This is a genomic window from Nitrosomonas ureae (genome assembly GCF_900206265.1).
GTDB lineage: Bacteria > Pseudomonadota > Gammaproteobacteria > Burkholderiales > Nitrosomonadaceae > Nitrosomonas > Nitrosomonas ureae_C.
In genome coordinates this window covers 1,467,883-1,489,005 of record NZ_LT907782.1, presented here as the reverse complement: position 1 = coordinate 1,489,005, position 21,123 = coordinate 1,467,883, and the positions used below count along the sequence as shown (strand labels likewise).

The window sequence follows — 21,123 nt, the reverse complement described above, 5'->3', positions numbered from 1 at the left end:
CGGCATGAAGTGATAGTTGTGCAATCTGACAAAACTTATTATCCGCAATAATTTTTTGCAAGTAGGTAAGTAATAAATTTCGGGAAATAAGCTTCGAATTTATTGTGAAATCGCCCGAGAGATTTTTTTCGTTTAGCTAAACTGAGGTGTATTTATCAAGTGAAGCAAGGAAAGCTCTCGCCAAGATAGCTGAAAATTCCGACAATGCGATTGAGCGATTTAAGTTTTCGGCCATTATGTGCTTGAATTAGTTGTGCAGATTGTGATTTGATAAATCAGGTCGCAAAGGAGAAAAAATGGCTACCAATATTGCTTATACACCGGATACTGCTATCACTAAAGCCATGTTCAACTTTGATGCATTCGGCTTATCCAATTACAAATTCGGAGGTACCATCCACGTTTCCGTTTCGGATGATTTTAGCCGGGATGATTATCTGAATTCAAATTATTCCAGTTTCAATCCAATACTTTATACGAGTGGCACGAACGAGGTTACATGGACCACCCGTATGGAGAATAATATTCAGGCTATTCTGCAAACCTACTCGCAATTTGCAAATATTACTTTTCAGTGGTTAGGGGACTATGACAGCTTTACCAGCAGTATTGATGTTACGCCAAATCCTGAAGACGTTGGGAGGGCTGGTGTTTCCGATATCAACATTGGCTGGATTTATCGTTCGGACGTGAATTTTGCCGGAATTTCCGGAGGGAATTCCGATAATTTTCTGTTTAACTATACAGGAGGGGCAAATGATATTTTTCTTAACGTTTATGCTCCAAAATTCAACGGTGACTTAACACTCGATTTAAATACACGAGCCCGGCAAACTCTGGTGCATGAATTGGGGCACTCGCTAGGCCTTTCTCATCCTCATAGCACATATAACGTCAGCACCGGTAAACCTATCATTACCACAGATTACGCTGCTACCAAAGATCTTGGATTTGCTCAGCTTGGCTTTCGTATAAACAGCGCGGAAGATATGTACAAGGAATATTTTACGATCATGTCGTATGATAATCAGCATTCCTTGTTACCTGGTTCAAGCGTTATTTTTCAGGCCTATACTCCGATGATTCTGGATGTGATTGCACTGCAACAGGCTTATGGTGAAGGAACTGGAACGAGCGGATTAAGCAATGACACGATCACGGCAGGTGTGGCAGGATATCGAACCTATTTCGATACCGGCGGTATAGATACGATCGATCTATCAGAGTATGCCGGTGGTGCTTACCTGAACATGGGAGTTAACATCACGAGCGCTGCCCATTTAGTCGGCGTATCCGTGAGTACCTTTGATGTGCAAAATACCGTTTCCTTGGGTAAGGATCCTGCCAATTTGCGCTGGTTTTATGGAGAATACGAGAAAGCTTCCGGTTCAGTAGCGGCCGACCGGATTATTGGCAATTCACTCGATAATAGGATTGATGGGGAAGATGGCGATGACATTCTCACGGGTGGAGGAGGCAACGATAGCTTAAACGGTAGCGGTGGGGATGATAATCTCAATGGGCAAGAAGGCATTGATGTAGCTATCTATGCCGGTAGCCACGATGCTTTTACCCTTACCCGTAACACCAGTAGCTGCGTTAACGTTCACGATAACGCAAGCATAGAAGGAACTGACACGCTGAAAGAGATTGAACGGATCAGCTTTAGTGATGTAAATCTTGCATTGGATGTCGATGGTAATGCCGGCATCGCTGCCAAAACGCTTGGCGCAGTATTTGGTACAGCTTCGATTGCAAACAAAGAATATGTGGGAATCGGGCTGGAATTGCTGGATGGTGGATTGAGCTATGGCAGTTTAATGGAATTGGCTTTAAGTATCAAACTAGGAGCGAATGCAAACTATAATAATATTGTTAACTTGCTGTATATCAATGTCGTAGGCAATGCACCATCGCTAGGCGACTTGAATTATTATGTGGAGCTACTCCAGCAGGGTATTTACACGCAATCCAGTTTGGGTATGCTGGCGGCCGACTCGGCAATCAACGCCGGCAATATCGATCTCATCGGGTTAGCGGCGACAGGACTGGAATTTGTATGATAACAATATGATTAATGGATAAATATGGCTTCTTATTATTTTTTGTTGAACGAGTGGGGCATGAGATGGAATTTACATCATTACTCATAGATTAAATCCAGATCCTGCATTGGATAGCTTCTTTCCCTGATATTTGATTCATTATTCGAGTTCATTAATGCCATCACCTTTTACTTCCAGTGAGATTACTCATGTTGATCCAGCCAATGATACGATTGACTCACTATTGAGCATTTCTCGTTGGGCAAGCACAACGATTTCATATAGCTTTCCAATTAGCGATAATCCATTATTTTGGTCCTCGCTTTCGGGAGGATATGGTTTTCAATTTGGTGATGGTGAGCCATGGAATAGTGCCTTCGTTCCGCTTACCACAGCAGATCAAATCAATTTTGTGAGAGCGTTACAGCAATGGGCCAATGTTGCTAATTTGAATTTTGTGCAGGTGGCGGAAACAGCCAGTGAAGTGGGGGATATACGTGCAGCCTATACGGAAGATCCGGATGAATCAACCCTTGCTTGGACTTATCTTCCCAGTCCCAGCACTCTGGCAGGCGATATTTGGATTAACACGAAAGGTCTTCTTCGTTTTCAGGATTGGAATCCAGGCAGTATTTCTTTTGAAACTATCTTACATGAGCTTGGCCATGCTTTGGGTCTCGAGCATCCGTTTGCGGATCCTAATGATCCATCAAAAGTTGGATTGCCAAGAGATCTGGATAACACCCGGTACACTATCATGAGTTATACCTACTCAAACTTGGAGGGCAATGAAGGTACAGAATTTTCCTTTCATCCCACAACGCCGATGGTGCTTGATATTTCCGCCATACAATTTCTGTATGGTTTTAACAATTTTTATCATGCTGTCAATGATACTTACACTTTCGATGATGCAAACACCTATCACGAAACCATCTGGGATGCAGGTGGTTCCTCCGATACCCTTCGGTACGCAGGTGCAATCCCGAGTTTGATTGATTTGAATCCGGCTAGTGCATCGCAGATAGGTCAGCCGGTATATATGCAATCCAATGGCGTAAATATCGGTTCACCCATTCACAATATATGGATTGCTGATAATGTGATGATTGAGAATGCTATTGGCGGTCAAGGCAATGATACATTCATAGGTAACAACGCCAGCAATAGCCTGGATGGGGGAGAAGGAATAGATACTGTGGTGATCGGATTTCCGCGCCATCAATTTACATTCGGTAAATCCTCCGACCATTACTTTATCGCCGCTGACACCAATCCCGCTAATCAAGACATACTTTTGAATATTGAGCGCGTAGAATTCGACGATACTGGACTGGCACTTGATCTAGGTGGACATGCAGGCGAGATTGCAAAGCTGCTGGGTGCAGTATTTGGCGCTTCCAGCGTTGCCAATCAGGAATACGCCGGGATCGGTCTGACCAAAGCTGATGAAGGTTTAAGCTACGAACAGTTAGGCGAATTTGCTATCAATGCTACAAACCTTACTCATCACGGGGAAATTGTAACTTTGTTATGGCAAAATCTTTTCGGAACCATTCCAACACAAAGCGATAAATCGCCCTATATCAATATGCTCGATAATGGTGAGATATCAGTCGGTTCTTTAGCCATGCTGGCCGCGGAGAGTGAGGTGAATGCACAAAACATTCATTTAACTGAGCTCATGCAAACAGGTCTTGCGTATATTTAGCGTTACCCCGTTGATTTGAAGTTATTATGTTCCGAGTTACCTCAATAATAGTGTTGGAGGGTGGCATCAAGCCGATTGATTCTGATTATCGAACGTCAAACTGGGATAAGCTGCAACGAGTTTTGCGAAGCGCCAACGGAACTCAAATATTCGATCGCTCAGGTCGATTAAATACAGCTAATATTTCAACGTGATGTGTGTGGGGGAACAAATCAATCAATTGAATTTCATCGATCAAAAAACCGTTCTGATAAAAAAACCAAGCATCGCGCGCAAAAGTTTCTGGGTTGCACGAGAAATAGATAATCGTTTTTAGAGTTCTGAATCCATTAAAGAATCCGTTATGTTTTTTTAATCCCGCACGGGGTGGGTCGAGTACCAGTATTTTTGCATCATTGATTTTCTGTTGCAGTTTCTTCCAGACTAATGGATCAAATAGATTGTATTTTTGAGGTATTACTTTATCGAAATTTCTTGTTTTAAGTTGTTGAATTGCATTATCGTCAGATTCCAATGCAATTATCGAGGTGCAATTTGATTCGGCTATGATTTGAGTGAGATTACCTGAGCCGCAGAATAATTCTACCACCTTGCCAGAACAGGAGGTGCTGACCAGTTTTTCTTTTAGCCAGGATTGCATCCATGCATTCTGCGAGGTATTACCTTGTTTGAAAGGGCGTTTCTGATTAATGAGAATTTCATTAGCTTGCATATCATCATCCAGTTCGATGAAATTCCAATTTTGATCATTATCAATTTGCCAGTTCGCGTTGGGTAACTGCTGGATGACTGTTTTTAATAAATTTCTGCAAGTATCATTGAGTACAATGCAATCTTTGATCGGTACGATTTGATAGGAGTTTTCAGACACAAAGCCCAGTTGCACACCATCGGTTTTTAATTGACAGCGATTGCGATAACCATAAGATTGTGGCGCAGGGTGAACAGGATTGATAGTAAGCTGCGTAGTGTCAAATCCGACTCTTTTCATCGCATATATAAAGCGATTTCTTTTTTGCTCAAGTTGGCTTGTATAATCGGCAATCATCCAAGGACAACCGGTGCAGGCATTTTCTTCTTGACTCAAGTGCGGGCAAATGGGAATTTGTCTATGTATTGAGGGTTTCAATAAATGCAGCAGTTTGGCATAGGCGAATTTCTTATTACCGAGAGGCTTGTTGATGACAGCAAATTCGCCGCTATCGCCCGGCCAAGTGCCATAAACAAAGTAGGACATGTTATTCTGGGCATTTTTGACAACACCGAGGCCTTTTTGCGATAAGTGGGTAACTGTACCGATAAATTTCATCATCAATAGGTGAGCAGAAAAGGGAAAACCACAATGGCTAATCCGTATGAAAATTTTAAAAAAGATCCCGAATTACTGAAAGATGACTTAACAGCACTTCAATTTCAGGTTACGCAACACGCTGATACCGAACCGCCATTTCAGAATGAATTCTGGAATCACATGACCGAAGGTATCTATGTGGATATTGTATCGGGTGAACCGTTGTTTGCGTCGATTCATAAATTTGACTCAGGCACCGGTTGGCCGAGTTTTTATCAACCGATAAGTGAACAGTATATCCAATTCAAGACCGATTATGAGCTCTGGACGCCACGCACCGAAGTTCGTAGCCGATATGCAGATAGTCATTTAGGTCATGTTTTTGAAGATGGTCCAGCACCTACTGGCCGACGATATTGTATTAATTCCGCAGCGCTGAAATTCATCAAAAAGGAGGATCTGCAAGTGAAGGGATATGGTGACTGGGTGGCATTGTTCGAAAATGAAACGGCGAAATAGAGTGGCCGATGACTGAACAAAATGTGTCGATAGATGAGTTATCAATTGCCTGTCGACTGCCGTCATTTTTCCATGCAATGTTTTGCTTTGCTGGTGTATTGCTACTGATTTCACTTGGATTGTTTGTTTGGCAAGCCAGTTTGCACGCGCTCATTTTTCTGGCATTAATCTGGGTTAGCATACAAACACGCGGGCTTGGTTATTCGTTTGGTGCTATCCGTCGTATGATGGATGCGGGCATTACCAAAGCGCTGCCGGCAATTTACATTTTTCTGTTAATCGGCATGGTGATTGCCAGTTTTATGCAAAGCGGCACTATTGCCAGTTTGTTATATTACGGACTGGACTGGCTCAATCCCAGCATATTCTTGGTAGTAGGATTTGTTTTATGTGGTTTAATGTCGATTGCTACGGGTACTTCATGGGGAACTGTCGGTACCGTCGGCATAGTGCTGATTGGTATCGGCGATGCAATGAGTATCCCATTGTCCTTGGTGGCGGGAGCAATCGTTTCTGGCGCGACCTTTGGTGATAAATTGTCACCCATTTCCGATACCACTAATCTTGCTGCTATGAGTGCAGGCACCAGTCTTTATCGCCATATCGGTTCGATGCTTTATACTTCTGTGCCAACGTTTATCATCGTTCTGATTATTTTTACTATATGGGGAATGCAATATGACAGAAATCTGTTGCCTGGAAACTATATCAATGAAATTCGTGACGCATTGGCAGGCGCCTATCAATTAGATTTGTGGGTGACATTATTGCCTTTGTTGCTGATGCTTGGATTGAGTATTCAGCGTTATGCTGCGGAAGTCAGTATGTCATGCAGTATTCTGCTGGCGATGTTGATCGCTGTGGTGTATCAAGACAAGGATGGTGTCGATGTGATCAATGCACTGTGGATAAACTTGCCGGAAGCCACCGGTATTGAAAGCATCGATGCTTTGCTTGGGCGCGGTGGTATATACAATATGGCTTGGACATTGTTATTATCCATTCTGGCGCTCGCACTGGGTGGCATCATGCATCATGCTGGTTTTCTGCGAGTGTTATTGCTGCAAATCATTTTGCGCATTCAGCGTATTAGCACATTAATTTTCACCACAATCGCAGCAGGATTTCTCGGTAATATAGCGATGGGTGAAGCATATATATCGATAATTCTTAATTGTCAGTTATTTAAAGGGGCGTATCAGGAGAAAGAATTAGATCAAGCCATATTATCTCGTTCAGTGGAAGAAGGTTCTACTTTGACAACGGGATTAATTCCTTGGACTACGGCAGGTACTTTTTATGCTGCTACATTGGGGGTTCCGACGTTGGATTATGCGGGGTATGCTTTGTTGAATTTGCTGAACCCCTTGGTTTCCATTGTTATGGCAATCTTGGGAATTGGGCTGTTACAGAAAATACGATAAGTATTATATGAATATTGCCTGTCTTATGCGGCATTAACGGTATGTTTACTCTGAGAATAAGTTCAAATTCTCTAATTTTATGATTCTTTATTTTTGCTAAATGCCATAAAAACAAATGAGAAAGATAGCTAATGAAAAGCCTGCAGTTTCGGCTGGATTGAATATTGCAATTATTGTGGGTACTATAATTTTTCCCATTGTGGGGATAGCGATGGGATATACCTATTATAGAAGGGATCATCCAGATATGAAAACAGCAGGAAAGAATTGGTTAATACTCGGAATAATTATGTTTCTAGTAAATATCTTATTCGTCAGTGTCATGAGATAAATTCATCAATGATTTCGGTATCTATTGGACAAAAATATTTCTGTTGATATTGGAGTAATGCTGATTATCCCTTTAGTTATTGTGAGTAAAGGGGAAAGAGGGGAAAGTAGGTGAAGAGACCATGGGTTTGGGAAGGTAATTTTATGACAAATGACTTGACTTTGAACCCCAAGGTCGACTAGCCTGAGAGGTGTAGCTAAAAGCGGGGTAGAATAATATAAGTTATATGAAGGTTTTGGCTACCGAGTTTAGAAGTACTAATTAATTAGTATTAAGTAAGAAGTATAAGGGTAGTATTAGAGAAGAACGAGAAGTAGTTTTGATTAACAGTTAGGAGGTAGAAACATGGCAACAACCTATGGCACAACTAGCGGCGCGGCGAGCGCCAACTATGACATGTCGCTGTGGTACGACTCGAAGTATTACAAGCTGGGCATGTTAACGATGCTTTTGGTAGCGATATTTTGGATCTGGTACCAAAGGACATTTGCATATTCACATGGCATGGACTCGATGGAGCCTGAATTTGACAAGGTATGGATGGGACTGTGGCGCGTACACATGACACTGATGCCACTGTTTGCGTTGGTAACCTGGGGGTGGATACTGAAGACCCGCGATACCAAGGAACAACTGGACAATCTGGATACCAAGCTTGAGATCAAACGTTATTTTTACTGGATGATGTGGCTGGGTGTGTATTTGTTTGGTGTTTACTGGGGCGGCAGCTTCTTTACCGAACAGGATGCAAGCTGGCACCAGGTGATTATTCGTGACACGAGCTTTACACCGAGTCACGTAGTGGTGTTTTATGGCTCATTCCCGATGTACATTGTATGCGGAGTAGCGGCCTACCTGTACGCGATGACGCGTCTGCCATTGTATAGCCGCGGCACATCGTTCCCGTTGGTGATGGCGATTGCAGGCCCATTGATGATTCTGCCGAACGTAGGGTTGAACGAATGGGGACATGCTTTCTGGTTCATGGAAGAACTGTTTAGCGCACCGTTGCACTGGGGCTTTGTGATTCTGGGCTGGGCGGGTTTATTTTCAGGTGGTATTGCAGCACAGATTATCACCCGTTACTCTAACCTGACCGATGTAACCTGGAACAACGCAAGCAGAGAAATTCTGAACAATCGTATCGTTCCTTAATTTGGATGGAACTTACCTTCTTCTGTCAGGAAAAGGGGAGGAAGGTAAGGAATATCTCGACTAAGTTTTTGTACTAATGGGAACAAGCCTATAGGCTGACGATAAAGAGAGAAGTAAGGGAAGCGTATCGTCATGTTTTCATATTTAATATCACATGAAATGAAGGGAGGGTCTAGTGAGTAGAACAGACGAAATTATAGCGGCAGCGAAGATGCCGCCGGAAGCGGTCAAGATGTCCAGATATATAGATGCGGTTTATTTTCCAATTCTCTGTATTCTTCTGGTAGGAACGTATCACATGCACTTCATGCTGCTGGCAGGAGACTGGGATTTCTGGCTTGATTGGAAAGACCGTCAATGGTGGCCTGTAGTAACACCGATTGTAGGTGTCATGTACTGTGCGGCACTGATGTATTACCTGTGGGTAAACTATCGTCTGCCATTTGGCGCGACACTATGTATCGTATGCCTGTTAGTAGGTGAATGGCTGACCCGTTACTGGGGTTTTTACTGGTGGTCGCACTATCCGATCAATTTTGTACTGCCATCGACCATGATTCCTGGTGCGTTGATGCTGGATACGATTTTATTATTGACGGGTAACTGGTTGGTAACCGCACTGTTAGGCGGTGGATTCTGGGGTTTATTTTTCTATCCGGGCAACTGGCCTATTTTTGGCCCCACCCACTTACCGCTGGTTGTAGAAGGCGTATTGCTGTCAGTAGCTGACTACACAGGTTTTCTGTATGTACGTACAGGTACACCGGAATATGTTCGCCTGATTGAGCAAGGATCGCTGCGTACTTTTGGTGGTCACACCACGGTTATTGCTGCGTTTTTCTCAGCCTTTGTATCAATGCTGATGTTCTGCGTATGGTGGTACTTTGGCAAACTATACTGTACTGCTTTCTACTATGTTAAAGGAGAAAGAGGACGTATATCGATGAAGAATGACGTAACGGCATTTGGTGAAAAAGGCTTTGCACAGGGGATTAAATAATGAATATAAAAAGCATTTTTAAACTGGGCGTATTAGGCCTGTATGGAGCGGCGATAGGGGCGGCCTCACTGGCGCTGACGCTGACGGTAGATGTTAATACAGCGGCGGCACACGGTGAACGTTCACAAGAACCGTTTCTGCGTATGCGTAGTATTCAATGGTATGACCTGAAATGGCAACCTAAAGTCACCAAAGTAAATGACATTGCAACCATGACAGGGAAATTTCACCTGGCGGAAGATTGGCCACGTGCGGTAGGTAAGCCTGATCGTGCATTCTTTAACGTAGGTAGCCCAAGTCCGGTGTTTGTACGTTTGAGTACCAAGCTGAATGGCGAACCGACATTCATATCAGGACCGTTGATCATTGGTCGTGATTATGAGTTTGAAGTTAAACTGAAAGCGCGTATTCCAGGCCGTCATCACATGCATGCAATGGTGAACGTAAAAGATGCGGGCCCTATTGCAGGACCAGCAGCGTGGATGAACATTTCAGGCAGCTGGGATGACTTTACCAATCCTGTAACCACATTGACAGGAAAAACGATTGATCTGGAGACGTTTAACTTCAGCAATGGTATATTCTGGCACGTTTTATGGACAGGCTTAGGGGTATTCTGGATTGGTTATTTTGTAGCGAAACCGATGTTTCTGCCGCGTAGTCGTGTATTGCTGGCATATGGTGACGAACTACTGACATCACCGACAGACAGGAAATTTGGTATGGCGATAGCGATACTGACCTGCGCGCTGGTATGGGGAGGCTATCGTTATACTGAAAGCGTACACCCCTATACCATACCGATCCAAGCGGGTGAATCCAAGGTAGAGCCATTACCGATTGCACCGAATCCGGTAGCGATCAAGGTAACCCATGCTAACTATGACGTTCCTGGACGTGCGTTACGCGTGACGATGGAAATCACCAACAACGGAGACTCAGCGGTTAACATCGGAGAGTTTACGACAGCGGGTGTTCGTTTTGTAAATCCATTGGGTCAAAAGCATCTGGATCCTGATTATCCAAAAGAGCTGGTAGCTACTGGTTTGACAATGGATGACGACAGAGGGATTGAACCTGGAGAAACCCGTGAAGTTAAGATGGAAGCCAAAGATGCGTTGTGGGAAGTCCAACGTTTGATGGCTTTGTTGGGTGATCCGGAAAGTCGCTTTGGTGGTTTGCTGATGACATGGGATGATGACGGCAATCGTTATATTAACAGTATTGCTGGTGCTGTAATTCCAGTCTTTACCAAGTTATAATCTGGTATAGCATCAATACACCGGTACACCACTGTCGGAAGACAGCCGGTGTACCGGTTTTTTTATAAGTAAAAACAGAGTGAAATTTAAGGTATCACAAGAGAATGCGGATAATGGAACTGGAAAAATTAGAGATGCTTACCCAAGAGGAGGATTTGTCGTGGTCAGACAAATAACACAAGCAGGGATTGCAGTCTTTATACTTGTTATGGCACTTTACACAAGTACAGTTGGTGCACATGGCAAGGTAGCCATGGAAGAAGATAATTGTATGCGTCGGATCGGGGAGAACATGATTCACCTCAGTACTTATCAACCTCAAATTGATAAGGAAGGTCATTATTGTACAGATATACCCAAAGCCGGCAATGCCATACTTGTTATAGATCTGGTTGATCCTGAGTTGCGAGATATACCGGTTGGAGTAAAGATAATAAAAGGCAGCAATGCAGCCGAAGGAGAAGCAATTACCAGCTTGCGACCTGCATTATATGAAGACGGTGTAATTAGCACGCAAAATGTATTGGATCAGGGGAAATATTTGGTACTGATTACAGCCGAAGGCCTGCCGCCGTTGAACTATGAGTATCATCTGCGGGTGGAAATGGTTAATTATGCCAATGTATTCAGAGCCACCGTAGGGCCTGCAGTGGGTTTGTTGTTGGCCACAATACTGGTATATAAGCTGTTTAGATCAAGGCGTTTCAAGAGTTGGTTGGCATCGCGCCGCGCAAAGCCGAACTAAATAACATTGACAATTCAAAATCAAGAGAACTTAGCAACAACCATTTATCGATACAGGAAAATTTTAAATGTTAGCAAGATTAATAAAAATCAAACAAGTATTATTGGCAGCATTGCTTGCGATGAGCATGCTACTCGCAGCACAAGTACAAGCCCATGGTGGGCTGGCTTTAGCGGATGATATGTGTATATTAACAGTTGGACCATATCGGATGCATTTTACGGGCTATCAGCCATTATCACAGGAAGAGGAATTTTGTGAAGATATACCAGAAGTAGGCAAGACCGTGATAGCGTTGGATTATATTCAGGAGGAACTGCGTCCGTTGACGACAGAGGTAAGGATAATTCGGGATACGGGCTCAGAAGAAAAACTGGACGAGATTACGGTATATCACTTGCCACCTAAAATATATCCCTCGGCATCGATTACGGTAGAGCATGTTTTTCCGGAAAAGGGTAAGTTTGTAGGACTGGTGACGGTTACGGGAGGTGCGCAGGACTATGTATCGAGGTTTCCATTTTCAGTAGGGGAGGGTCGTCCGGTATCGAAGGTTGCAATCATTGCACCAATAGTAATGCTCATTGCGGGGGCTGCAGCTTTTATCATGATGCGTAAACGTAAAACTGACGAACGAGATGCAACGGCTTAGTGAATAATTTATGAAGTTGAATTAAGGATGAGCGATGAACTCATCCTTACGAAAAGCATCCAATAATTATTGGAAAAATAATATAAACAAAGTATCGAGGAAAAATTGTGCAAAATAAGCGATTATCAAAATATGGTAGTAGAGAAGTAGCAGCTTTTGTTGCCTTATTAACGCTACTTCCTTTATTATTTCAAGTTAATCCTGCAATAGCGCATGCTACTTTAGTTAAATCTGAGCCACCACGTAGGGCTACGCTTTCTACTCCCCCTAAACAAATACAGCTCTGGTTTAATGAGAAAATAGAGGGATCTTATGCATCAGTAACAGTAGAAGACTCGAATAAAAAACTAGTTACTGAAGATACGCCAGAGATACTTACACATGATTCAAAATCTATCATATTAAATTTGCCTCAGATTCAACCCGGACTTTATACCGTCCATTATCGGGTGATGTCTGTAGATGGTCATGTCATTGAGTCAAAATATGACTTTAGTGTTAAAAAATAACTTACGGTAATAAATGGTAGATGCAATTGCAACATTAGCACGCTGGGTTCAGCTTGTATCAAATCTAATTTTGCTTGGCAGCTGTTTATTTTTGATAATTACGAGCACTGTAAAGCAAATTCATTCAGAAGTATGGGTAGGGCGGTTAGAGCGCCTGTTTCCATGGTTGGCTGTGAGTATGCTGACAGGCTTGCTTGTAATTCTAGCTACGACCATAGTGCAAGTAACTGGAAGTGCTAACAGCTTAGGGGAGTATGAAGTCTGGCTGGGATTATTAGGAGATACACGTGTAGGACAGATTTGGATTTTTCGTTTCGCAGCAGCAATACTGCTGTTGCTAGCAATTTTATATCTTTGCAATGTGTCTAAAACGCGGTGGCGCTATGCTTTATGTGTTGCAATTGCGACTCTACCGCTCATTGCAAGCTCATTAGCTAGCCATGCCGCAGCAGAGGAGCTTTCAGTAACTGCTGTAATGCCATATGCGCTTCATCTCATTCTTGCTGGGGTATGGTTTGGAGCTTTGCCAGCTTTTATGCTGCTAATCTTTGATAAAACAAATAAAACAAATAAATTTAATATATTGAGACGGTTCTCATCGGTAGCATTACCGGTAATGCTATTAATTATATTCACTGGATTAATAGTCGCTAATCAGATATTTGATGGCTATTATGCTGCATTAGTTGCTACTCCCTATGGTTGGCTTTTAAGTATCAAAATATTCTTATTAGTTATTATTCTCTTAATTGCCGCGGGAGTACGTTCTTACTGGTTGCCTTTGTTAAATTGTAAACAAGATTCTGATGTTAGTAACGGTAACAATGGAATCAGAAGATGGGTCCGCATTGAATTTATTTTGGCGTTGCTACTACTTCTATTAGCCACCATCATTACCAATACAACCCCTGCAAAGCATACACTTATTGAAAATTGGCCATTTTCATTTCGCTTCTCGGTTATTGCCACTTGGAATCAACCTAATGTTGCTATTCAAGTTTGGAGTGGCGTGGCGATTCTGGTGGCTGCTATAGCGATTTTACAACTAGGCTGGTTAAGAAACTGGGGGATAAAGCGCCTAATTTTTATTCCAGCTTTATTGTTTATATCAGGGGGAGCGATTGCATTGCAAGCTCTGACAATCCAAGCTTACCCTGAAACCTATCGGAGAACACCTGTACCTTTTGATGTGATTTCTGTGGCGCATGGCGCTACATTATTTGCACAGCATTGTGTGGAGTGTCATGGGCCGCAGGGAATGGGTAATGGTATTAAGTCACGAACTTTATCCACAAAATTGCCGGATCTACTAATTGAACCGCATACCATAGAACATACGCCAGGAGATTTCTATAACTGGATTACGAACGGTATGGTAAATACAGATATGCCAGGTTACATCGATAAACTATCTGATGAAGACCGATGGGATCTGGTTAATTATATTCATGCATTATCACGCGGCTATCAGGCACGGATTTTAACACCGGAGATTGTGCCCAATAAAGCATATGTAAAGCCACCAGTTTTTTCATACCAGGGTCATGATGGAAGTCCAGGCACATTGCAAGAATTTAGAGAAAACAAAGCTGTTTTGATGGTCGTTTTTTCTTGGCCTCAGTCTATGAGTCGTTTGGAACAGTTAAAGCAGGCTTATGGAAGATTAAAGGAGCAAGATGTTATGTTGCTCGCAGTGCCAAATATAGATCTTGTTGTTGAAGATATGAAGCAATTAATAGCTAAAGAACTACCTTTTCCAATTGTTACTCAAGGCGCTGCTGAAATTGCAACCAGCTTTGCATTATCACGTAGAACCATGAGTCATCCTGATATTATTGGCCGAGGAACAACTCCAGATCATATGGAGTTTCTCATAGATAGAAAGGGATATTTGCGTGCACGTTGGATTCCATCTGTAGATAGCTCGGGGTGGTCAAATATTGATCAACTAAACTTGCAAATAAATGCGTTAAATCGTGAGAAAATGAATATACCTTTTCCGGAAGATTTTGTTCAATAATTTGTTACCTATTCAAGTTAACGTGGAGAAATTTTTGAATCTGGCAATTCTGACAGATCATTGAAGGGAAAGCAGAAATGGCTGATCTGATAGATATTGTTTCAGGTTCTAAGCAGAAAGGTGTGACCATGATAAATTGATGTAATCGTCACCGTCCTTCAGACAATTTCTATCAATCTTAACTCTGTTTGTTTCAGGTAGTTGATATAATTCAATCACTGTTTCTTCTATCGATACTTGCATGTATCCGCGAAACAATCTATTAGTAGCGTGTCGTGTAATGGATTATCTTAATTTATTACTTCAAAGCCTGCATCGACTATAGCTTCTTTGATTTGATCAATATTGATATTGTTCGAGTCATATTGAATACTTGCCTGGGCGGGTTCGAGCGTTACTTCCGCTCGGGTTATTCCTGATAGATTCTTGAGAACCGTTTTGACGCTATTAACACAGCCTATACAGGTCATGCCTTTTATTATGATGGTGGCAGTTTGCATCATCTTTTTCCTAAAGAAAATTATTCATGATTGGTTTGCCATCGTTTCAATAGCAACGAATTGCTGACAACTGATACAGAGCTCATAGCCATGGCGGCACCGGCGACGACCGGATTAAGCATGCCGACGGCTGCCAATGGAATTCCCAATATATTATAGATAAAAGAGAAAATTAGGTTCTGACGGATCTTTTGAAGTGTGGCGCGCGATAGAGAAATAGCATCGACGACACTCATCAGATCATTGCGAATCAGAGTGATATCGGCAGCTTCAATCGCTACATCCGAGCCGGCGCCAATAGCAAAGCTAACATTTGCAGCAGCTAGAGCGGGCGCATCGTTAATCCCATCCCCGACCATTACCGTAAATTTGCCACTGGCTTTTATTTTCAATACCTCTGTGGCTTTATCCTGTGGCAACATCTCAGCGCGATATTGTGTAATGCCAGTACGTTTGGCAATTGTTTTTGCAGTTACAGTATTGTCATCGGTTAGCATAATTACCTCAATACCTAAGGATTTCAACTCGTTGGTTGCTTGGATAGAGGTGTTGCGTAGCTGATCTGCGATGGCTAAGTACCCAAGTATTTTGCCGGTGTTATGAGTAACAGAAGCAATACCAATAACGGTTTTTCCTTTTCCCTGTAAGCTGCTTATTTTTTGTTTATCAATGGCAATATTATGTTGTGTTAGAAATTTTGGGGAACCAAGCAGGCATTTTATCCCATGCAAGTAGGCCGTAACGCCATTGCCGGTAATCGTTTTAAAATCGTTAACTGATTGAAGGTATAATTGTTCTTGTTGTGCGCAGTTAAGCACAGCTCGTGCCAACGGATGTTCCGAGCCGTGTTCCAAGGAAGCTGCGATTTGTAATAAATCCTGCTTGCCAATGGATTGCACCGGTACAATGCCGGTAACTTCTGGCTTGCCCTCGGTAAGCGTGCCCGTTTTATCGATTATAAGGGTTTGGATTTTCTCAGCATGCTCCAATGCCGCTGCGTTCTTAACCAAGACGCCTATTTGTGCGCCTCGTCCAGTGCTGACCATAATGGCAGTTGGTGTCGCTAATCCTAATGCGCACGGGCAAGCGATGACCAAAACTGCGACTGCATTGATAAGAGCAGTAACAAAACCACCAGTAAGCCACCAGGTTATTCCCAAAGTCAGGATGCTGATTACCACGACAACTGGTACAAAGGTTCCTGAGATTTTATCAGCCATACGTTGAATCGGTGCTTTAGATCCTTGTGCTTCTTCCACCAGATGGATAATTGCGGCGAGTTGTGTTTGGGCACCAACACTGATTGCGCGGCATTTGAGCAAACCTTGCTGATTAATCGTAGCGGCAAATATTTTTACGCCTCTCTGTTTGCCGACAGGTAAGCTTTCTCCGGTTAACATGGATTCATTAACGCTAGAAGATCCTTCAATTACAACCCCATCAACTGGTAAATTCTCACCGGGGCGCACAATGAAGATGTCGTTGATTTTTAGACTATCTGCGGGTACCTCGAGAATTTTTCCGTTGCGCTCAATCCGGGCTGTCTTGGGTTGCAACTTGATCAATGATTCTATTGCTTCGGAGATCTTGCCTATGGCACGTGCTTCCAATAATTTACCAAATAGTACAAGAGTGATTATGGCTGCGCCGGCTTCAAAATAAACGTGTTGATCCAGTCCAAATATTGTGACTGCGGTGCTAAAAAAATAAGCCATGCTTGTACCTAACGCAACCAATACATCCATATTGGCACTACCGCCACGCAGGGAATCCAGATGCCAATATAGAAACGGCGTCCAATCCAGAATTGGACCGGGGTAGCTAATAACCATTGCAACCAATGAGGCAGTATGTCCATCTCATGACCGGTAAACATAGCGCCTATTTGAAGTACTAATGGTAATGTGAGAATTGCGGAGATCCAGAATAAGCGTAATTCAGCTTGATAGGCTGCTCGACGTCGTGCTTTTTCTGCGGCATGATACTGGAATCATTGATTTCGTTGGCTCCATAGCCTGTTTTGATGACCGCATCAATTAAGTTTTCGACAGTTATCAAACCCGAGATAAATTTAACTTTTGCGGTTTCTGTTGCGATATTGACAAGGGTTGTGACGCCGGGTAGTTTATTCACCAATGCTTTCTCAATATGTTCTGCACAGGCCGCACAAGTCATTTTGTGCAGTTGAAGTTGCACTGATCGTGGTGCAATATGAAAGCCGGCATGTTCGATGGTATTAATCAATTTATCTGTATTTACTTGTTTTTCATCATAATTTACATGAGCTTCTTCATTCGCAAAGTTGACCGAAGCTTGAACACCCGAAAGTTTGTTTAAATTCTTTTCAATACGCGCGGCGCAAGCAACACACGTCATGCCTTCAGTTGGCAATTCGATTTGTCTGAGAGGCGATGAATTCAACAATGTTTTCCGATCATATAACTATTGACGATCCAATATTAATGCACCATCAACCCATCTAACTCTATCTCCTTGCTGAAAACTTGCGCCTTCAGGGAGTGCAATAATTGCTTGCCTACCATCATCCATAGTGATGTTGATCTGATACTGATTCCCAGGATAGATAATATTCCCTTCCTGATTGTAATAATTATCAATCGGAGTCTGCGGATAGTCTGGGTTATGCGGATGAGGAATTTGACGAGTGATCTCTCGAGCGACAGTTCCGGCAATGATTCCGCCCGCTATCGCATTCATGCCAAACCCTTGTCCAATTTTGTTGATTGAATGGATAATTCCACAGTTGGTACACCCTGATACTGGCGATTGCCGACGAATAGCTCCTGCGTCCGTGCTTTTGATGCTGATACTGTTGCGCGGTGCGCTAATCGCTGTGCCAGTACGATGAATGGTTCTTGGTGGTTTTGAATCAAGAGGAGTGTTGGGCGGTAAAGATTGGGTTGTCAAATTTTGAGTTTTTGGCGGTAATGAGTGGTTATGTTCATTATCGGTCATTTGTGAAAAGGTAAAACTAGCGTGGAATGCGCCCAATACAAGACTTATTGCAATAACCAGTGCTCTTAACTCAGTGATAGGGTAACTGTTTGACATCGCCAACCTCCTTCAACATACAGATCAGAATCAATTTAAAACTTTTAGATTAAATGAGATCGGGATGGTTGCATTGTATTATAACTGCTGTTTGCACAAATCTTTGTGGGCATGTATATTTTGATCTATTTCCTTCAGCTATCCTTTTGCTCTGGAGAGATTTTTTTAGACTCGGATGAAGTGTTTGGATGAATTCCCCGGTTGCTTTTTTTGAGCATCAATGCCGCTATGAATATTCCCAGTTCATAGAGCAGGCACAGTGGTATAGCTAGCATAAATTGTGAAATAACATCAGGAGGTGTAAAAATAGCAGCAACGATAAATGCACCGACAATCACGTAAGAGCGCATTTCTCTGAGCTTCTCAATGGTAATCACGCCTGTTTTAACCAAAACGATGACAAATACGGGTACTTCAAATGTGACCCCGAAAGCCATGAACATGGATAAAACAAAGCTTAAGTATTTGCTGATATCCGTCATTACCGCTACACCTTCCGGTGCAAAATAAGTAATAAACTCAAATACCACCGGCAGTGCAGCAAAATAGGCGAATGCCATTCCAGCAAAGAACAGTAAGCTGGTACCGAAAACTAAAGGCAGTGCCACGCGCTTTTCGTGGGAATAGAGTCCGGGTGCAACGAAAGCCCATATTTGATATAAGGTATGCGGTAAAGTAATGACAAAGGCCATCATCATGGCGACTTTCATGGGTACAAAAAAAGGCGTTGCTACATCCGTGGCGATCATTTGTCCACCTTGTGGAAGTTTTTCCAGTAATGGTTGTGCCAGCACAGTATAGAGTTCCCGTGCAAAAAAGGCACAGGGGATAAAGCCCAGTAAGAGTACACCCAGAATACGTATCATCCTGGCACGTAATTCCACTAAATGAGATAGGAATGAACCTTCAAGCATAGTTTTCTATATTAGAGGTTGTGGAATCGACACGTTGCAAACTGCTATTTCTCTTTCTGTATACCAGCATGTTGCGAAGTTCTGCTATCGCTTGGCTTTAATTGCTCGGATTCTAATTGCGATTGAGGCATTACCAGATCTTTGGGCGATTTTTCCATAGTCTGGGGATCATTGGTGATAACAGTCTTTAGTTGTTCTACACTTTCTTGAACGGAGGTTTCCAGTGAGTCGACTGTATCTTGTACGGAAGATTGCATTTTTTTTAGTTCTTCCATGCGCATTTCATTATGAATATCAGTTCTGATGCTATACATAAAATTACGGCAACGCCCGTATAAATGCCCGATTGTTCGTGCAACAGTTGGAAGTCGCTCAGGTCCGATAACGATTAAGGCTACCATCAGAATGATCAGTAACTCCATGAAACTGATATCAAACATGTTGTCTCGTTGAGTGAGATTGCATGAATATAAATTCGTATCAGGACCCGGTGCAGCAGATAATATACAATTTAATTCTCAGGTCTTGGTTTGATTTTCCTTAAAGTCTGCGTCATCGGCTTGTCTATTGGTACCTGATGGCTGTGATGCACTGCTTCCGGTTTCGGTGGTTGATTTACTTTCTTTAAAGCTATTGGGAGCAGCAGTATCTTTGTTTGTTGTAATTCCAAAAACTGACTGATTGGTGGATGAAGGGGGGTTCTCGGTTTCTGATTCTTTCATTCCTTCTTTGAAGCCTTTTAAGGCGCTCCCTAAATCACCACCCAGATTACGTAATTTTTTTGTTCCGAATACCAGAACGACAATAGCCAGTACAATAATCCAATGCCAAATGCTAAATGTACCCATTACTTCCTCCTGTGAAATGGAACGGGGCGGGTCTAGCCTGTGTGAATCATTCCAGGTAAATGCTCCCGGCCACCGATGATATGGAAATGTAAATGAAATATTTCTTGCCCGCCTGCAGGCCCAGTATTAATAATAGTGCGGAAACCATTTTCACATCCCTGTTCTTTCGCCAGCTGTGGAGCTAATGATAGCATTTTTCCAAGCAAACTCTGATGAATGTCTTGAACATCAATGAGTGAGTCTATGTGCAATTTCGGGATTAATAAGAAATGGACGGGAGCGGCAGGGTTGATGTCATTAAAGGCAAGAATATCTTTATCTTCGTAGATTTTGTTAGCAGGTATTTCTTTTCTTGCGATTTTACAAAAAATACAATTTTCCATAATCACTAATCCGATGTTCTTGAAGCTTTCTCTTGTATGCCGGATACACCCTCACGCCTTTCCAATTCTTTCAATACATCGTCAGGCGAGAGTTCGTGGAAAGCGAGTAGTATCAGGCAGTGGAACCACAAATCTGCGGTTTCGTAAATAATCTGATCGGTATTGCCATCCTTAGAAGCCATGATAGTCTCCGCCGATTCTTCAGCGATTTTCTTAAGTATTTTATCCTGTCCTCCATGAAACAGTTTAGCTACATAAGAACTGTCTGTCTCAGCCGATTTGCGTGATTCAATGATTTGTGCCAGACGGCGGAGAATAGTTATATCATTCATTTATCGTAAATTTTCTCAGGATCCTTGATAACAGGTGCAGTAAGAACCCAGTTACTGCCTTCCAATTTCTGGAAAAAACAGCTGTGTCTACCAGTGTGGCAGGCAATTCCGCCAGTCTGCTCCACAATAAGAAGCAATACATCTTCGTCACAATCAAGAAAAATATCTTTTACTTTTTGCGTGTGACCAGATTCTTCACCTTTATGCCAGAGTTTTTTGCGTGAACGTGACCAGTATACCGCTTCACCTTTTTCTACCGTCAACTTAAGCGCTTCCCGGTTCATCCACGCAACCATGAGAATAGTACCGCTATCCGCTTCTTGAGCGATGACCGGTATTAATCCGTCTCCTGACCAGTTAATTCTGCTGAGCCAAATATCTGTAGGCATGCTGTAACTTACACAGATTAA

General features: G+C 42.6%; 21 protein-coding genes and 1 pseudogene. 11 read left to right on the top strand and 11 right to left on the bottom strand.

The features are described from left to right. Positions 1-296 precede the first annotated feature (296 nt). Complete coding sequence (locus CPG39_RS06850; protein WP_096292641.1) at positions 297-2,063, top strand: hypothetical protein; 1,767 nt, start codon at positions 297-299, stop codon at positions 2,061-2,063. 157 nt (positions 2,064-2,220) lie between these two features. Continuing rightward, entirely contained in the window at positions 2,221-3,756 is a 1,536-nt protein-coding gene (locus CPG39_RS06845; protein WP_096292640.1) for a M10 family metallopeptidase, read from the top strand. A 142-nt stretch (positions 3,757-3,898) separates the two neighbouring features. On the opposite strand, the gene CPG39_RS06840 is transcribed toward CPG39_RS06845, so the two are convergent. Then, the gene (locus CPG39_RS06840; RefSeq protein ID WP_231990428.1) at positions 3,899-5,068 is read right to left on the bottom strand and encodes a class I SAM-dependent RNA methyltransferase; all 1,170 of its coding nucleotides are present in this window, start codon (positions 5,066-5,068) and stop codon (positions 3,899-3,901) included. A gap of 30 nt (positions 5,069-5,098) precedes the next feature. Here CPG39_RS06840 and msrB point away from each other — a divergent pair, with 30 nt between their 5' ends. From msrB to CPG39_RS06790, 9 genes are all read left to right on the top strand, one after another. Further along, on the top strand, positions 5,099-5,566 hold the full coding sequence (gene msrB, locus CPG39_RS06835) for a peptide-methionine (R)-S-oxide reductase MsrB (RefSeq protein ID WP_013646788.1): 468 nt from the start codon (positions 5,099-5,101) through the stop codon (positions 5,564-5,566). 8 nt (positions 5,567-5,574) lie between these two features. Further along, positions 5,575-6,990 carry a Na+/H+ antiporter NhaC gene (gene nhaC / locus CPG39_RS06830; protein WP_096292639.1) on the top strand — a complete coding sequence of 472 codons (1,416 nt, stop codon included), beginning with the start codon at positions 5,575-5,577 and terminating at the stop codon, positions 6,988-6,990. 676 nt (positions 6,991-7,666) lie between these two features. Continuing rightward, positions 7,667-8,476 (top strand): methane monooxygenase/ammonia monooxygenase subunit C, encoded by an 810-nt coding sequence (locus CPG39_RS06820; RefSeq protein WP_096291608.1) that lies wholly within the window; start codon positions 7,667-7,669, stop codon positions 8,474-8,476. 175 nt (positions 8,477-8,651) lie between these two features. Further along, entirely contained in the window at positions 8,652-9,476 is an 825-nt protein-coding gene (locus CPG39_RS06815; protein ID WP_096291609.1) for a methane monooxygenase/ammonia monooxygenase subunit A, read from the top strand. Further along, on the top strand, positions 9,476-10,738 hold the full coding sequence (locus CPG39_RS06810) for a methane monooxygenase/ammonia monooxygenase subunit B (protein ID WP_096291610.1): 1,263 nt from the start codon (positions 9,476-9,478) through the stop codon (positions 10,736-10,738). The genes CPG39_RS06815 and CPG39_RS06810 overlap by 1 nt, the downstream gene beginning before the upstream one ends. A 160-nt stretch (positions 10,739-10,898) precedes the next feature. Beyond that, complete coding sequence (locus CPG39_RS06805) at positions 10,899-11,483, top strand: hypothetical protein (RefSeq protein ID WP_096292638.1); 585 nt, start codon at positions 10,899-10,901, stop codon at positions 11,481-11,483. A 67-nt stretch (positions 11,484-11,550) separates the two neighbouring features. Then, entirely contained in the window at positions 11,551-12,135 is a 585-nt protein-coding gene (locus CPG39_RS06800; protein WP_096292637.1) for a hypothetical protein, read from the top strand. 107 nt (positions 12,136-12,242) lie between these two features. Next, a complete protein-coding gene (locus CPG39_RS06795) occupies positions 12,243-12,644 on the top strand; it encodes a copper resistance CopC family protein (protein WP_096292636.1) in 402 nt (133 codons plus the stop codon). 13 nt (positions 12,645-12,657) lie between these two features. Beyond that, complete coding sequence (locus tag CPG39_RS06790; RefSeq protein ID WP_096292635.1) at positions 12,658-14,664, top strand: CopD family protein; 2,007 nt, start codon at positions 12,658-12,660, stop codon at positions 14,662-14,664. A 290-nt stretch (positions 14,665-14,954) separates the two neighbouring features. Here the strand turns inward: CPG39_RS06790 and CPG39_RS06785 are convergent, their stop codons facing one another. The 10 genes and pseudogenes from CPG39_RS06785 to hisI all read right to left on the bottom strand — a co-directional run bounded on the left by CPG39_RS06785 (position 14,955) and on the right by hisI (position 21,102). Next, entirely contained in the window at positions 14,955-15,167 is a 213-nt protein-coding gene (locus tag CPG39_RS06785) for a heavy-metal-associated domain-containing protein (protein ID WP_231990427.1), read from the bottom strand. Positions 15,168-15,184: 17 nt separating this feature from the next. Beyond that, a complete protein-coding gene (locus tag CPG39_RS06780; RefSeq protein ID WP_331716192.1) occupies positions 15,185-16,996 on the bottom strand; it encodes a heavy metal translocating P-type ATPase in 1,812 nt (603 codons plus the stop codon). A 61-nt stretch (positions 16,997-17,057) separates the two neighbouring features. Beyond that, positions 17,058-17,585, bottom strand: coding sequence for a copper ion binding protein (locus tag CPG39_RS14930; RefSeq protein WP_331716191.1), 528 nt, complete (start codon positions 17,583-17,585; stop codon positions 17,058-17,060). A gap of 21 nt (positions 17,586-17,606) precedes the next feature. Then, complete coding sequence (locus CPG39_RS06775; RefSeq protein ID WP_096292633.1) at positions 17,607-18,236, bottom strand: hypothetical protein; 630 nt, start codon at positions 18,234-18,236, stop codon at positions 17,607-17,609. Between the two features lie 134 nt (positions 18,237-18,370). Further along, the gene (gene tatC, locus CPG39_RS06770) at positions 18,371-19,150 is read right to left on the bottom strand and encodes a twin-arginine translocase subunit TatC (RefSeq protein WP_096292632.1); all 780 of its coding nucleotides are present in this window, start codon (positions 19,148-19,150) and stop codon (positions 18,371-18,373) included. A gap of 44 nt (positions 19,151-19,194) precedes the next feature. Continuing rightward, positions 19,195-19,590 carry a Sec-independent protein translocase protein TatB gene (tatB, locus tag CPG39_RS06765; protein WP_096292631.1) on the bottom strand — a complete coding sequence of 132 codons (396 nt, stop codon included), beginning with the start codon at positions 19,588-19,590 and terminating at the stop codon, positions 19,195-19,197. A 237-nt stretch (positions 19,591-19,827) separates the two neighbouring features. Next, positions 19,828-19,998: pseudogene (gene tatA, locus CPG39_RS15025) on the bottom strand (Sec-independent protein translocase subunit TatA); the annotation flags it as partial. Between the two features lie 32 nt (positions 19,999-20,030). Beyond that, entirely contained in the window at positions 20,031-20,381 is a 351-nt protein-coding gene (locus CPG39_RS06755) for a histidine triad nucleotide-binding protein (protein WP_096292630.1), read from the bottom strand. 5 nt (positions 20,382-20,386) lie between these two features. Continuing rightward, positions 20,387-20,713 (bottom strand): phosphoribosyl-ATP diphosphatase, encoded by a 327-nt coding sequence (locus CPG39_RS06750; protein WP_096292629.1) that lies wholly within the window; start codon positions 20,711-20,713, stop codon positions 20,387-20,389. Then, complete coding sequence (gene hisI / locus CPG39_RS06745) at positions 20,710-21,102, bottom strand: phosphoribosyl-AMP cyclohydrolase (RefSeq protein ID WP_096292628.1); 393 nt, start codon at positions 21,100-21,102, stop codon at positions 20,710-20,712. The genes CPG39_RS06750 and hisI overlap by 4 nt, the downstream gene beginning before the upstream one ends. Positions 21,103-21,123 lie beyond the last annotated feature (21 nt).

What these genes read in the sequence shown, in the direction of transcription:
- CPG39_RS06750 (WP_096292629.1), bottom strand. Translation starts at nt 20,713, where the DNA reads ATGAATGATATAACTATTCTCCGCCGTCTGGCACAAATCATTGAATCA.
- CPG39_RS06790 (WP_096292635.1), top strand. Translation starts at nt 12,658, where the DNA reads ATGGTAGATGCAATTGCAACATTAGCACGCTGGGTTCAGCTTGTATCA.
- hisI (WP_096292628.1), bottom strand. Translation starts at nt 21,102, where the DNA reads ATGCCTACAGATATTTGGCTCAGCAGAATTAACTGGTCAGGAGACGGA.
- tatC (WP_096292632.1), bottom strand. Translation starts at nt 19,150, where the DNA reads ATGCTTGAAGGTTCATTCCTATCTCATTTAGTGGAATTACGTGCCAGG.
- CPG39_RS06755 (WP_096292630.1), bottom strand. Translation starts at nt 20,381, where the DNA reads ATGGAAAATTGTATTTTTTGTAAAATCGCAAGAAAAGAAATACCTGCT.
- CPG39_RS06820 (WP_096291608.1), top strand. Translation starts at nt 7,667, where the DNA reads ATGGCAACAACCTATGGCACAACTAGCGGCGCGGCGAGCGCCAACTAT.
- CPG39_RS06845 (WP_096292640.1), top strand. Translation starts at nt 2,221, where the DNA reads ATGCCATCACCTTTTACTTCCAGTGAGATTACTCATGTTGATCCAGCC.
- CPG39_RS06785 (WP_231990427.1), bottom strand. Translation starts at nt 15,167, where the DNA reads ATGATGCAAACTGCCACCATCATAATAAAAGGCATGACCTGTATAGGC.
- CPG39_RS06800 (WP_096292637.1), top strand. Translation starts at nt 11,551, where the DNA reads ATGTTAGCAAGATTAATAAAAATCAAACAAGTATTATTGGCAGCATTG.
- CPG39_RS06850 (WP_096292641.1), top strand. Translation starts at nt 297, where the DNA reads ATGGCTACCAATATTGCTTATACACCGGATACTGCTATCACTAAAGCC.
- msrB (WP_013646788.1), top strand. Translation starts at nt 5,099, where the DNA reads ATGGCTAATCCGTATGAAAATTTTAAAAAAGATCCCGAATTACTGAAA.
- tatB (WP_096292631.1), bottom strand. Translation starts at nt 19,590, where the DNA reads ATGTTTGATATCAGTTTCATGGAGTTACTGATCATTCTGATGGTAGCC.
- CPG39_RS06775 (WP_096292633.1), bottom strand. Translation starts at nt 18,236, where the DNA reads ATGTCAAACAGTTACCCTATCACTGAGTTAAGAGCACTGGTTATTGCA.
- CPG39_RS06810 (WP_096291610.1), top strand. Translation starts at nt 9,476, where the DNA reads ATGAATATAAAAAGCATTTTTAAACTGGGCGTATTAGGCCTGTATGGA.
- nhaC (WP_096292639.1), top strand. Translation starts at nt 5,575, where the DNA reads ATGACTGAACAAAATGTGTCGATAGATGAGTTATCAATTGCCTGTCGA.
- CPG39_RS06780 (WP_331716192.1), bottom strand. Translation starts at nt 16,996, where the DNA reads ATGGTTATTAGCTACCCCGGTCCAATTCTGGATTGGACGCCGTTTCTA.
- CPG39_RS06840 (WP_231990428.1), bottom strand. Translation starts at nt 5,068, where the DNA reads ATGATGAAATTTATCGGTACAGTTACCCACTTATCGCAAAAAGGCCTC.